The sequence below is a fragment of the Butyrivibrio sp. FCS006 genome, assembly GCF_000424525.1.
Classification (GTDB): Bacteria; Bacillota; Clostridia; order Lachnospirales; family Lachnospiraceae; genus Butyrivibrio.
The window spans coordinates 676,754-689,738 of the sequence record NZ_KE384203.1 but is presented as its reverse complement, the minus strand read 5'-3'; the positions used below and the strand labels follow the sequence as shown (position 1 = coordinate 689,738).

Below are 12,985 nucleotides of genomic sequence, written 5' to 3'. Positions count from 1 at the left end.
TTTATGGAAAATGTCTGTTCCATCATTATTGCAATGATTGTGAGCTTTGTGTCTGTCACACAGGGCATGACAAGTCTGCCACAAGCTGTTGATACTAAGGATGCTGCGGCTGTGGAGAGCTCTGTGACTGCTGAGAACTCTGCACCTGCTGAGAGTGCTGCAGCGGAGGTCAAGGAGTCTTCGGGCTATAACGGATATGGAAAGATCCTCTATGTGGGAGACTCAAGGAGTGTTGACATGTTCAGCGGAGATGTCAGTGAGATTCTTGGGCAGAATATAGATGGAATGATGGTTTATTGTAAAGACGGAGCTTCATACAAGGATATGGTTCCCTGGATTGAGAGCTATGGCATCGATAATTTCGATACGCTTGTTACCTGGATGGGGTGCAATAACTTTGGTGATTTTAGCCAGTATGAGGTATATTATGACAGCCTGCTTGAAAAGGGGAAGACCATAGTGGCAGGTACAGTAGGTCCCACTGTGGATGAATGTCTTTTGATAGATGTTGATTACCTGTATTATCCTAATGCAAATCAGATAAGGTACAACGAATCTCTTGAGGCCTGGGCAAATAAAAGAGGGGTAAAAATTATACCCCTCTATAAATACATTAAAAATAGCAGTACCGTTACAGTAAGTGAAACGGATGGAATTCATTATTTTCCTCAGCCCACCACGGAGCTTTGGAACTACATTAAGGCCAGTTTACAATGATCACATAAATTCCTGAAGGACCGCGGAATACATGTTTTCGTCGGTTATTCCTTCGTCACTGCGGAGCTTGGAGGCAATTCTTATCTTAAGGGTTATGTTGTTGCCGTCAAGCTCTTTTATTTTGCCAAGCTCTGTCTGAATATTATTCTTAAGAATATCAAGCTCAGAAGGATCACATATATTCGTCAGCAGCGCAAAGTCAGACGAAAGACATTTTGCTACAGCGCCGCTTCCTTCGGAGCTTTCGACAATCGTATCTCCAATCTTTTTCAGGAGCCTGTTAGCGAAATCTTCTCCAAAGTCCTTTATTATTCGCTGATGAGTATCGTTTCTTATGATCAACAGAGTGAAATCAACACCGTTGCTTAAATAGTTTTGGGAATAGCTTTTGCTGACTTCTGCTAAGGCTGCTAAATTCATAAGGCCGGTTACGCTATCGAGTCTTCTTGCCTGATAAAGCTCATCAAGACGTTCAAGTTCCTGATCAATGTCTATAAAATAACCCATTAGCCCCACTATCTGCCCGTTGACATAGATGGGACTCTTGTTGGTCATAATGTTGTGGACAACACCGTTTACAATACACTGACCCGGGGCGTTTTTGATGTAGGCGCCCTCATTTAGAACATCGATCTCATCGTTATGGAAGTCGGCATTATTAATGTGCCAGTTCATTTCTTCATCGGTCTTACCGGTAATGTCATCGATGGTAAGTTCAAAGAACTCAAGGAACGCCTTGCTGGCACCAAGGAACCTGCGGTTTCTGTCTTTCCAGAAGAACTTGACGGAAGCGTCCGATAAAATATTCTCCCACATCTTGGTAAATAGGGACGGATCAAGGTTAGCGTTGCTGTAATGCGATATGTCGAAAACTGCGGTGTTCCTGGCAAGGACCTTTTGGGCATCATCGGCTGTTGCCTTGGTGCTTATCATAAACTCTTTTCCATGAGTGCCGGGGATCATCATGATGGCAACTTCTCGCCATGCGTAATTTCCGTCTCTTTGTCTGAGTCTGAATATATTTTCGATAAAGCCTTTTTCGGAGTGCCCGATGCGCTCGCCGAGGGTTTCAAAGTCAGCAAATTCAAGAAACTTTTCTCTGTCGGTCGCAGCCACGATATTGTCAGCCATTCTCTTTATATTTTCGGATAAAACACCGATGGTCTCGTCTGAGTCCCTGCCGGAGTATGCGAAGTTTCCAAGCAGAGGGGCGATTGTGTTTCTGCTGGGATTGATCACAAGAACAGACTCAAAGATGTGGTTTAATTCCTTGAGCTTATTGTCTACGTTATTCTGCTTCCTTAAATTGATGTCCATGGAGATGTTGCGGTTAGAAGCTTTTATTATGTGCCTTCCTCCGTGTTCAACAATCTCTTTTGCCTGAAGACACAATATGTTTCCGTTATAGGTGTAGTAGAAGGTCTCAAGGTTCTTAGTGGCCTCCAGCTTGTTTGCAAATTCGCGATATTTCTTTAAAAGAGGCGACTTGGTCTTGTAAATGAGGTTATCAAGCTCTTCCAGGGAAATAGAGGTCTTTAGCTGGATCTGCCTCTTGTACTCATCGTTCATGAAGAGAGTCCTGAAGTTCTCTCCATCATCCTCAATGATCTCTAAAGGCTCATTCGTGTATCTTGCAACAAAACCTGCTTCCTGATAATAATGCCGCCACTGCCTGGGTTCTATTGTTATGCCAAATTCTTCAATGTGTGCAAAGAATTTATCTACAGGCATAGGCTGTCCGTAGAAGTAGCCCTGAAGCATGCCACAGCCGATGCACTTTAAAAACTCCACCTGTTCAGCAGTCTCCACACCTTCTGCCAAAGTCATGATGTTGATGTCTTTGGCCATGGAGATGGCTGATGTCATGATGGATTTGGATCTGTCTGTAAAAGATTTAAGGAAGTCCATATCCATCTTGAGGGTGTCAAAGTAATAATCTTTAAGAAGGGTAAGAGAGGAGTATCCGCTGCCGAAGTCGTCCATCCATACTTCATAGCCTGCATCTCTGAAGCTGTCGATGACTCTGCGCATCAGGTCAGCATCGGATACGATCATGCTCTCTGTTATTTCCACGTGAATATAGTCCTTGGGAATGTCATATTTTGTTATGGCATCTTCGAGGACCTTAAGCATATCCGTGGCTTCGAAATCAAGGCGCGAAAAATTCACCGATACCGGAACGGCATCGAGTCCATTGTTTATGCGCTCTGAGATGTCAGAGCAGACTTTGTTCACGATAAAGCAGTCCAGTTTGTGGATCTGACGGCTTGCTTCGAGGGCACCTATGAATTTGTCGGGGGAAAGAAATCCGAGTTCGGGATCGACCCATCTGGCCAGGGATTCGGCACCACAAAGCTGCCCTGTGAGCGAACGAATAACCGGCTGATAATATACCTTTATCCAGCCGTTCTCAAGGGCAGTGTCGATATTTTTGATCACGTATTCCGCAATCTTTCTGGTATCCTGTTGGTTATGATCGCCAGATGCCATTTACGAAATCTCCATCACTAATTAGTGCTATATTGAGCATAACACATTAAGTGACAGAGATTGTAAATAAAGAATAAATTTTTTATTGTTTTCTTAAATTCTGTAATTTTGTTTTATTGATCTTGCCGTCTGCAATTGTGCTGGCAACCCAGATCTTGAGGGACTCTACTGTTGAATCGATAAGATCGAGCTGCTTCTCTATGCTTACGAAATCAGGAAGCTCATCATCTGAGATGACGCCGTCTGCTGTGATGTCGATAAGACGGTTTTTCTGGTCATCGAGAGAGTTAAGGGCTGCAAGCATTCCAAGAACAATCTCGGAGAGGCTGGCGTTCTTAACTTCCGGAACAGAGTCTTTTCCTATACGGCACTCATGTGTGCAGTAGTAGTTGCAAAGCTCGGGCTTCTTGTAGGCAAGGGCCATATCTACAACGTCTTCCGGAACGATGGCTGTCTTGCCGGTCTCAAGCTTTTCAAGACGGCTCTCGCTGATGGTTCCGATAAGCTCGCTGGCCTGGGCTCTGGTAAGGCCTGCTTCTTCCCTGGCTACGAAGTAAACATTCTTATCCTCTTTGATCGACTTTTTTCCCATTTTTTCCTCCATATATAAAAAGGGTCGGCGCTGATGCTCTCGGCGCCAACCCTGCATGATACTCAAAAATTATTTTAGCTCGCTGTAGCCAAAACTGTTAACCAGTGCATCGATTGGTGTTCCGTTTTTGCAAAGCGGACACTCAGCCGGTGAATAGGACTGGTAGTTAGGTATTTCTTCAGGGTGGAATACGGCATTTACAAGTATGCCATCAACCTCTTTTACCGCACTGAAGATTGCGCAGGCACCGGATACGTTGGCTCCGTAGTAGCGTACACCCTCCATGAGGTGCTCTAAGGTTCTTCCGGTTGTAAGTGAGCCCATAAGAAGCAGTACGTGTTTGCCTCTGATGGCCAGCTGAAGATTGTCGCGGAAGATGATCTGGCCACTTGCTGTGTACTCAGGCGCAATGACATAGACTGTTCTGTGTGCATTGTAATTGAGAACTCCGGCTCTTGTGAGCTCTTCTGCAAGGTAAGTTCCGATAACTTCAGTTCCGTCAGCACATACAATGGTATCCACAGGCGTGGAAATTGTGTAGTGCATTGCTAGAATTGCTGCTACACCATGAGCTTCGCTGCAACGAGTCTTCATGGTACCAATCTCCATATAATTGGTGATATGAGAGTGGGTGGTAGCGTAGTGGCCGGGTATTATTTTGAGGGCCACATTCGAATTCATTGATGCTGGTATCTTGGTGTACTCACTTAGCATACCCAAAAACCCCCTTTTTTTTCTTTTAGTATACCATCTTTTGCTGTATAATACACTTTAATTGCACATGATTTATCAGTTTGGAGGAGGAAATTTAATGAGTATCAGAATTGGTATCCTTGGTTACGGTAACCTTGGAAAAGGCGTAGAACTCGCAGTTGCAGCTGCTCCCGACATGGAGCTTGTAGCTGTTTTCACAAGAAGAGATCCGGCATCTCTTTCTATCAGGACTGCCGGTGTTCCTGTTGTTTCTGTCAGCGAAGCTGCTGATTGGAAAGACAAGATCGATGTAATGATCCTTTGCGGCGGAAGCGCAACCGATCTTCCTGTTCAGACTCCTGAGTATGCAAAGCTCTTTAACGTAGTAGACAGCTTTGACACTCACGCAAGGATTCCTGAGCACTTTGCAAACGTTGATGCTTCAGCTAAGGAAGCAGGCAAGGTTGCTGTTATCTCCTGCGGATGGGATCCCGGAATGTTCTCACTTGCAAGAGTATATTCAAATGCTATTCTTCCTGACGGTAACGACTATACATTCTGGGGCAAGGGCGTATCCCAGGGACACTCAGATGCCATCAGACGAGTTAAGGGTGTCAAGAATGCCAAGCAGTACACAATCCCTGTAGAAAGCGCACTTGAGGCAGTCAGAAGCGGCAAGAACCCTGAGCTCACCACAAGAGACAAGCACACAAGAGAGTGCTTCGTAGTCCTTGAGGAAGGCGCAGACGCAGCAGCTGTTGAGAAAGAAATCAAGGAGATGCCCAACTACTTTGCTGATTACGACACAACAGTTCACTTTATCAGCGAAGAGGAGCTTCTTAAGAACCACAGCGGAATGGCTCACGGCGGATTCGTATTCAGAAGCGGTAAGACCGGTGCTGACAAGGAGCACAACCACATCATCGAGTACAGCTTAAAGCTTGATTCAAACCCTGAGTTCACAACCAGCGTTCTTGTTGCTGTTGCAAGAGCAGCATACAAGCTCCAGGCCGAAGGCGCAAAGGGCTGCAAGACAATGCTCGACATTCCACCTGCATACCTTTCAAGTCAGAGCCCAGAAGAGCTCAGAGCACATCTTCTCTAAATAATAATGGAGTCAATGGGGACGGTTCTCATTGACTCCTTTTTTTGAGTCACCGGGGACGTTTCAGATTGTCTCATTTTGAGTCACTGGGGACGTTTCAGTTTGACTCATTTACTGAGTACAGTTTCAACACTTTCATCGCCGTCAGCATAAACAGACATCCGGCAGCTTACATTGTACCGCTCCCAAGCTGATACTGTACTATTCTCAGCAGTTTCTTTATATCTGTCTTTAAGCTCCTCAAAGAGCTTATCCCTGTCATAATAATCCCTGTTAGTCAGAACTACCGCAAAGTCATCTCCGCCGATCCTGAATACCTGGGAGTTCACAAATATCTGGCAAATAATCTTGGAAGCACCGACGATGTAGTCGTTTCCTTTATCGTGCCCGTATCTCTCATTTATCATGGTAACGTCTAAGAGCTTAATTATAACGATACCGAACTGAGCGGTCTTATTTTGAATATCCCAGTTCAGGGATTCGATCATCTTCTCATAAGCAGGTTTGTTCTTGACCCTGGTGAGCGGATCCTGATAGGAGGTTGCGCTGTCACTTCCGCCGCTCATAACATTCACAACCTTATTCTTGCCGCTGTGCTTGCCGGCATAGAGCTTTTCATCCGCATCTCTGATGGCGCCGTAGAGTCCATCACTTCCCCTGAAATATGACATTCCGAAGGTCATAGTAACAGCGAGCTTTTGACCCTCATAACTGAAGTCGGTCTGTTCAATTTCTTTTCTTATGTCATCAACATACTTGAAGGGATCAGTGTCTTTATCCATCTTCCTTAGGAAAAGAAATTCTTCCCCGCCCCAGCGACCTACAAGAACATCTTTCTTTCCGAATATTTCACCTATTGTTTTGAGTACGTAGTCTCCGCAGTTGTGACCGTAGTTGTCGTTTATCTTCTTAAAATTATCGATGTCTGAGATGGCTATCCAGTAGTCCGAATTCTCTTTTTCAACATTCTCAAACTGAGTGGATAGGTAGTAGCGATTGGGCAGTCCTGTGAGCTTGTCGTGGGAGAGCTGGTATTCAAGCTGGTTCTCGGAGGAGATTGCGATGTAGACCAGGAGCTGCAGGACAAACAGCATGATCACAAATACAATAACGCCCCATAAGAGGGAGAGTGCAAATTCAGTTTTTGCAGGAAGGGAGTATGGAGCCGGGTGATACTGAAGATACACGTAAGAACCAAGATAAAGAAACATGCCGAGAATGCATGCAGGCATCATTCTGATAATCTTAAGCTTAAGGGCTCTTCCTGTGTATTCCGAATAAAGGGCAAGAACGCTCATACCTATAAGCGTTATCTGAAATCCGCTGTTCCAGCCGGTAAGAATGACAGAGCAGGTCATGTGGGCTGCAACTTCCAGATATATGGCAACTGCAAAGAAGGGGAACCACTCTTTATATAGAACAAAGAGCATAAAGATGTAAAAGACAATGCTGAATGCGTTAAAGATCACCATAGGCGTAACGCCGCACTTATAAAAGACGCAGATCATCAGGATATGGATCATCAGGAAACTGATGGCCATACCCCAGCCGAGTATTTTAGTTCTTTTAAGGGTCATGAACATAAGCACAGCCGCCTTTAAGAGAAGCAAACACCTTTACATGATAATTTTACTATGGTTTTGCGTCAATGTGTCTAAAAAAAGCATAAAAAGAGTATGACCCGTGCGCTATACTTTTGAGGGCAATATTAGTATAATACTGTGAGGTAGAATCTAAAAAAGCTTTTGGAGGAATTGAAAATGAGTCAGCAGGGAATTGGAACAAGATGTGTACAGGCGGGATACACTCCCGGAAACGGAGAGCCAAGGCAGATACCGATCATTCAGTCTACTACTTTTAAGTACGACACCAGCGAGGATATGGGTAAGCTCTTTGACCTTGAGGCTTCCGGATATTTCTACACAAGACTTCAGAACCCCACCAATGATTATGTGGCTGCCAAGATCGCTGCCATGGAGGGCGGAACTGCAGCAATGCTGACATCTTCGGGACAGGCAGCAAACTTTTTTGCCCTGTTTAATATATGCGAGGCAGGAAGTCACATCGTAGCTTCTTCATCCATCTACGGCGGAACCTTCAATCTCATCGAAGTTACCATGAAGAAGATGGGCATCGATGTTACATTCGTTTCACCTACAGCTTCCGATGAGGAGCTGGATGCAGCATTTAAGGACAACACACGAGCAATGTTCGGTGAGACCATCGCAAACCCTGCGCTTACAGTTCTTGATATAGAGAGATTCGCAAACGCAGCTCACAGGCACGGAGTTCCGCTTATCGTGGACAACACCTTCCCGACACCTGTAAACTGCAGACCTATCGAGTGGGGCGCAGATATCGTTACACATTCAACCACCAAGTACATGGACGGCCACGGAGCAGCAGTTGGCGGAGTTATCGTTGATTCCGGCAAGTTCGACTGGATGGCTCATGCAGATAAATACCCGGGACTTACAACACCTGATGAGTCCTACCACGGAATTGTTTATGCCGAGAAGTTCGGAAACGCCGGCGCATTCATCACAAAGGCTACAGCACAGCTCATGCGTGACCTTGGTTGCATACAGTCACCTCAGAATGCATTTCTTTTAAACCTTGGTCTTGAGTCACTTCATGTGCGTATGCCTCGCCACGTTGAGAACGGCCTTGCTGTTGCAAAGTTCCTTCAGACAAGAGAGGAAGTAGCCAAGGTCAACTATCCCGGACTTGAGTCTGATCCATACTACGAGCTGGCTAAGAAGTACATGCCAAACGGCGGTTGCGGAGTTGTTTCCTTCGAGCTTAAGGGCGGAAGAGCAGCGGCAGAGAGCTTCATGAAGAAGCTTAAACTGGCAGCCATCGAGACCCACGTTGCAGATGCAAGGACATGCTGCCTGAATCCTGCAACATCAACACACAGACAGATGACCGATGAGCAGCTCCTTGAAGCAGGAATCCCTGCAGGACTTGTAAGAATGAGCTGCGGTCTTGAGGACAAGGAAGATCTTATCGCAGATATCGCAAACGCTCTTGGCTAATGTTATAATTGAGCCGGCGATTTCAAAGGAGATAACCTATGGATAATATAGGAATAGTTTTCGGGTGCTTTATACCGTTTCATAAGGGACATGAATCTCTTGTGAAAAGAGCTTTAGACGAGAATGACAGGATGATCATCGCTGTGTGCGGTTATCAGCAGGATAGGGGAAAAGACTTCCTCCCTTTCACGGTGCGTTATAAGCTTGTCAGAGAGATGTTCAGAGACAACCCAAGAGTTACCGTTGCCATTATTGATGACAAGAAGATTGGCCTTGACGGTACCTTCACTCACGAGAACTGGGTTGCTTGGGGAAAAGAGCTCTTTTCATCCGCAGGTATAGACCCGGATAGCGCACACTTTAACTGGTACACAGGCGAACCTTCCTATGTGGAAAAGCTTGGGCCTATCTATCCTGATCATACATTTAATCTGGTGGATCGAACCATTGTGCAGGTTAGCGGGACTGAGATCCGCGAGAACCCGATGGATCTGTCAGAGGACATAAATGTTGTATTTAGAAATTACCTGCTTAAAACAGGAAAATTAGAGGAGGATCCAATGAATCCAATTATTGACAGTTTACTTGAAACAGACCTGTACAAATTTTCAATGGGACAGGCAATCTATCACAACTTCCCCGATTACACAACAACCTGGACTTTCAGATGCCGTAACAAGGACGTGAAGTTCACAACCGAGATGGTGGACGAGATCAAGAGACAGATTTATCTCTACTGCGACTTAAATTTCACCGAGGATGAGCTCAATTACCTTGCAAGCATTAAGTGGATAAAGAAGTCTTACGTTGATTTCCTTAGACTTTGGCACCCAAGATATGAGGACTTCACCATCACAACAGATGCAGAGTGCGGACTTTCAATCGAGACCAACGGTACATGGCTCAACACTTCAATGTACGAGATTCCTACTCTTGCGATTGTAAACGAAGTATACTTCAGAATGAATTATGACTATGAGGAGCTCATGGAATCCTTTGAGCAGAAGCTCGATGAGAAGATAGCTCTTTTAACAGATGGAACATACAAGATCGGGGCATTCTCAGAGTTCGGCTTAAGGAGAAGGCTCTCAGCTGAGGCTCAGGAGCTTGCAGTACTTAAGTTAAAGGAAGCTAAGCTCGACGGAACAGGCTCTAAGTTCGTTGGAACATCAAATGTACTTCTTGCCAAGAAGCACGGTGTTACACCTGTCGGAACCATGGCCCACGAGTGGATCATGTGTGTAGGACAGGGCAATCACAAGCACAATCCGGCTTACTCAAACTGGTACGCACTGGACTACTGGGTAAAGGAGTACGGAATCTTAAACGGAACAGCACTCACGGATGCAATCACTACAGACTGCTTCCTGCGTGACTTCCAGCTGACATTCTCAACTCTCTTCTCAGGTGTAAGACATGACTCAGGAGATCCGATCGAGTGGGGCGAGAAGATGATAGGGCACTACGAGAGCCTTGGCATCGATCCTGCCACAAAGACACTGCTCTTTAGTGACAGCCTTGATTTCAAGCGTGCTAATGACATCAACGCACATTTTGCAGGAAGAGCTAAGGTTGCTTTCGGAATCGGAACCTACATTTCAAATGATACCAAGGTTCCTGCGCTCAACATCGTTATGAAGACAACAGCCTGCAACGGACAGGATGTAGCTAAGGTTTCCGACGTTGAAGGCAAGGGAATGTGCAAGAACCCTGACTACGTTGATTACCTTCAGAGATGCATAAATTGGAGGATGGAGAATGAGGTGCTTTGATGCCAAAATAGAAATAGAAAATATTGTTGCATGGATTCAGGAGTGGTTTTCGAATAACGGTCCGAAGGCTAGTGCCGTCATCGGTATTTCCGGAGGCAAGGATTCAACGATTGTCGCAGCTCTCCTTGTTAAGGCTCTTGGAAAAGAGCGCGTGGTGGGCGTTATGATGCCTAACGGCGAGCAAAAAGACATCTCGGATTCACAGAAGGTTGTTGAGTTCCTGGGAATCAGGAATTACACCGTCAACATCGCTGAGGCTTTTGAGGGCGAGATGAATGCTCTTAAGGCAGCAGGCGTTGAGCCCGGTAAGGATGCCATCATCAACACTCCGCCAAGACTTAGAATGACTACACTCTATGCAATTGCGCAGTCACTTCCCGAGGGCGGACGTGTGGCTAATACCTGTAATGCTTCCGAGGACTACGTTGGTTATTCAACCAAGTACGGCGACGCAGCAGGCGATTTCAGCCCCTGCTCTGACTTCCTTGTTTGCGAGATGCTTCAGATCGGTGATGAGCTGGGACTTCCTTCTGAGCTTATTCACAAGACTCCGTCAGACGGACTTTCAGGAATGTCAGATGAGGACAAGCTTGGATTTACTTATGCGATGCTGGATAAGTACGTAAGGACCGGTGAGATTGAGAATCTGGAGATAAAAGAGAAGATCGACAGACTGCATAGACTTAACCTGCACAAACTGCAGACTATTCCGATGTATAAGAGATAAAGAAAAAGCCTGAGGAGCAATTCCTCAGGCTTTATTTTTTGGGGTGCTTGCTTGGCCGTTTTGAACCCTGGGGACGGAGTCAGTGGCTCATTTTCAGAAAGAAGTTTCTTTTTGGAATAATTGTCAGAAAATGAGCCACTGACTCCGTCCCCAGGGTTCATTTTATCCAATCTCAGAAACGAAATCGCTCATCATGTCGGAAATCTTTATCTGCTGAGGGCAAACCTGCTCGCAGCTGTGGCAGTGGAGGCAGGATGAAGGTCTCTTCTCATCGGGAATGGCTGAAAGTGCCATGGGTGCGATGAAGTCGAATCCTCCGCCTTCAATTGTAATAAAGTGTTCATTGTAAAGAGAGATCAAACGTGGTATATCAAGGCCCTGTGGGCAGTGGCTTACGCAGTAGTGACAGGCAGTGCAGGGAATGGATTTCCTCTCAAGCATTCTGTCGACAACTGACATAAGTGCCGTCATTTCTTTTTCATTAAGGGGCTTATCTTCTTTGAAGGTCTTAATGTTATCCTCAAGCTGCTGCATGTTAGACATGCCTGAGAGCACCATGGTTACACCTTTTGTGCTCTGAAGGAACCTGAAGGCCCAGGCAGGAATTGCTTCATCGGGTCTTAGCTCTTTTAGCTCGGTTTCAAACTTGTCGTCGAGTTTGGCCAGCTTACCTCCGCGGAGGGGCTCCATAACCCAAACGGGAATTCCTTTTTCATTTAAAAGATCTACCTTAGCCTTGGCATCCTGGAACTTCCAGTCAAGATAATTGAGCTGAATCTGGCAGAATTCCATGTGCTCACCATAGGCATCAATAAAGCGCTTTAGCGTCTCCATTTCACCGTGACAGGAAAAACCAAGATGCTTAATCCTGCCATTCTTTTTCTGTTCCATCAGATAATTGAAAATGCCAAACTTGGGATCCAGGTACTGATTGATATTCATTTCGCAGACATTGTGGAAGAGATAGAAATCAAAGTATTCCATGCCGGTCTTTTCCAGCTGCTTTTCAAATATTTCTTTTACCTTGGGCATGTTTGAAAGGTCATAGCCGGGGAACTTGGTGGCGATATAAAAGCTCTCCCTCGGATACTTGGCGAGGGCTTCGCCCATGACAATCTCGGAATTACCATTGTGGTAGCCCCAGGCAGTGTCATAATAATTGATGCCTTCGGACATGGCTTTGTCTACCAGCTCAAAAGCCTTTGGCTTATCAATGTTGCCATCATCACCATCTATTACGGGAAGTCTCATCGCGCCAAAACCGAGACCTGAAAGCCTTATTCCCTGAAAATCTCTATATACCATAGCCATTTCCTCCTGAAAAATCATTATGCCTTTTGGTTAAAGTGTGCCATTGGATCCATCATCATTGATGCGTTATATTGTGCAAACATTTTTGTATAAAAGCCTGAGAATTTTTTAAGACGAGCATTGTTGCTGGAAAGTGTCCTGTCCTCCATGACCATGTCCATGCCAAATTTCATGCTGTACATGGTTTCAGCAAAATGCTTCATTATCTTGTAGACGTCTACATGGTTTTTCAGGATGAATTCATCTATATCAGCTTCTGTGATCCGCATAAGCAAAAGATCCGAGTAGGCAACAACCGTGTAAACAGCAGGCTTTCCGCCTGTAAAAAGACCCATCTCTCCAAAATAATCATCCTTGGATTTGATGGCCAGAATGGATTCGTATTCAGTACCATACCCCGTGTATATCTCTGCGTGACCGGATATGATCTTGTACATATCCATGTTGGATTCACCTTCCTGAATAATTACGGTGCCTGCAGGAATCTTCATCATCATAGTCGTATCCTCCGGGTAAGAGTAAAGTGTGACCTGTACGATA

Annotated in this window: 11 protein-coding genes and 1 pseudogene; 6 read left to right on the top strand and 6 right to left on the bottom strand. The window is 45.4% G+C overall.

Annotated features, from left to right (window positions below; genetic code table 11):
• The first annotated feature begins 3 nt into the window (after positions 1-3).
• Positions 4-717 (top strand): hypothetical protein, encoded by a 714-nt coding sequence (locus G633_RS0110265; RefSeq protein ID WP_022770249.1) that lies wholly within the window; start codon positions 4-6, stop codon positions 715-717.
• On the opposite strand, the gene G633_RS19325 is transcribed toward G633_RS0110265, so the two are convergent.
• The 3 genes from G633_RS19325 to G633_RS0110250 all read right to left on the bottom strand — a co-directional run bounded on the left by G633_RS19325 (position 718) and on the right by G633_RS0110250 (position 4,513).
• Positions 718-3,207, bottom strand: a complete 2,490-nt coding sequence (locus tag G633_RS19325) for an EAL domain-containing protein (RefSeq protein WP_026519855.1) — start codon at positions 3,205-3,207, stop codon at positions 718-720.
• Positions 3,208-3,289: 82 nt separating this feature from the next.
• On the bottom strand, positions 3,290-3,799 hold the full coding sequence (locus G633_RS0110255) for a helix-turn-helix domain-containing protein (RefSeq protein ID WP_022770252.1): 510 nt from the start codon (positions 3,797-3,799) through the stop codon (positions 3,290-3,292).
• Between the two features lie 69 nt (positions 3,800-3,868).
• Positions 3,869-4,513 carry a phosphoribosyltransferase gene (locus G633_RS0110250; protein WP_022770253.1) on the bottom strand — a complete coding sequence of 215 codons (645 nt, stop codon included), beginning with the start codon at positions 4,511-4,513 and terminating at the stop codon, positions 3,869-3,871.
• A 97-nt stretch (positions 4,514-4,610) separates the two neighbouring features.
• On the opposite strand from G633_RS0110250, the gene G633_RS0110245 reads away from it, so the two are divergent.
• Positions 4,611-5,597, top strand: a complete 987-nt coding sequence (locus G633_RS0110245) for a diaminopimelate dehydrogenase (RefSeq protein WP_022770255.1) — start codon at positions 4,611-4,613, stop codon at positions 5,595-5,597.
• A 107-nt stretch (positions 5,598-5,704) separates the two neighbouring features.
• On the opposite strand, the gene G633_RS19320 is transcribed toward G633_RS0110245, so the two are convergent.
• On the bottom strand, positions 5,705-7,180 hold the full coding sequence (locus G633_RS19320) for a diguanylate cyclase (protein WP_051200103.1): 1,476 nt from the start codon (positions 7,178-7,180) through the stop codon (positions 5,705-5,707).
• Positions 7,181-7,357: 177 nt separating this feature from the next.
• On the opposite strand from G633_RS19320, the gene G633_RS0110235 reads away from it, so the two are divergent.
• The 4 genes and pseudogenes from G633_RS0110235 to nadE all read left to right on the top strand — a co-directional run bounded on the left by G633_RS0110235 (position 7,358) and on the right by nadE (position 11,134).
• Positions 7,358-8,635 (top strand): O-acetylhomoserine aminocarboxypropyltransferase/cysteine synthase family protein, encoded by a 1,278-nt coding sequence (locus G633_RS0110235; RefSeq protein ID WP_026519854.1) that lies wholly within the window; start codon positions 7,358-7,360, stop codon positions 8,633-8,635.
• Positions 8,636-8,673: 38 nt separating this feature from the next.
• Positions 8,674-8,883 (top strand): annotated as a pseudogene (locus tag G633_RS20435) (adenylyltransferase/cytidyltransferase family protein); the annotation flags it as partial.
• A gap of 312 nt (positions 8,884-9,195) precedes the next feature.
• A complete protein-coding gene (pncB, locus tag G633_RS0110225) occupies positions 9,196-10,407 on the top strand; it encodes a nicotinate phosphoribosyltransferase (protein WP_026519983.1) in 1,212 nt (403 codons plus the stop codon).
• A complete protein-coding gene (gene nadE, locus G633_RS0110220) occupies positions 10,394-11,134 on the top strand; it encodes an NAD(+) synthase (protein ID WP_035771045.1) in 741 nt (246 codons plus the stop codon). The genes pncB and nadE overlap by 14 nt, the downstream gene beginning before the upstream one ends.
• Positions 11,135-11,296: 162 nt before the next feature.
• Here the strand turns inward: nadE and G633_RS0110215 are convergent, their stop codons facing one another.
• Positions 11,297-12,439, bottom strand: coding sequence for an aldo/keto reductase (locus G633_RS0110215; protein ID WP_026519852.1), 1,143 nt, complete (start codon positions 12,437-12,439; stop codon positions 11,297-11,299).
• 23 nt (positions 12,440-12,462) lie between these two features.
• Positions 12,463-12,942 carry a cyclic nucleotide-binding domain-containing protein gene (locus G633_RS0110210; RefSeq protein WP_026519851.1) on the bottom strand — a complete coding sequence of 160 codons (480 nt, stop codon included), beginning with the start codon at positions 12,940-12,942 and terminating at the stop codon, positions 12,463-12,465.
• Positions 12,943-12,985 lie beyond the last annotated feature (43 nt).

Coding starts and splice junctions, on each gene's coding strand:
- G633_RS0110265 (WP_022770249.1), top strand. CDS start 4: ATGGAAAATGTCTGTTCCATCATTATTGCAATGATTGTGAGCTTTGTG.
- G633_RS19325 (WP_026519855.1), bottom strand. CDS start 3,207: ATGGCATCTGGCGATCATAACCAACAGGATACCAGAAAGATTGCGGAA.
- G633_RS0110255 (WP_022770252.1), bottom strand. CDS start 3,799: ATGGGAAAAAAGTCGATCAAAGAGGATAAGAATGTTTACTTCGTAGCC.
- G633_RS0110250 (WP_022770253.1), bottom strand. CDS start 4,513: ATGCTAAGTGAGTACACCAAGATACCAGCATCAATGAATTCGAATGTG.
- G633_RS0110245 (WP_022770255.1), top strand. CDS start 4,611: ATGAGTATCAGAATTGGTATCCTTGGTTACGGTAACCTTGGAAAAGGC.
- G633_RS19320 (WP_051200103.1), bottom strand. CDS start 7,180: ATGTTCATGACCCTTAAAAGAACTAAAATACTCGGCTGGGGTATGGCC.
- G633_RS0110235 (WP_026519854.1), top strand. CDS start 7,358: ATGAGTCAGCAGGGAATTGGAACAAGATGTGTACAGGCGGGATACACT.
- pncB (WP_026519983.1), top strand. CDS start 9,196: ATGAATCCAATTATTGACAGTTTACTTGAAACAGACCTGTACAAATTT.
- nadE (WP_035771045.1), top strand. CDS start 10,394: ATGAGGTGCTTTGATGCCAAAATAGAAATAGAAAATATTGTTGCATGG.
- G633_RS0110215 (WP_026519852.1), bottom strand. CDS start 12,439: ATGGTATATAGAGATTTTCAGGGAATAAGGCTTTCAGGTCTCGGTTTT.
- G633_RS0110210 (WP_026519851.1), bottom strand. CDS start 12,942: ATGATGATGAAGATTCCTGCAGGCACCGTAATTATTCAGGAAGGTGAA.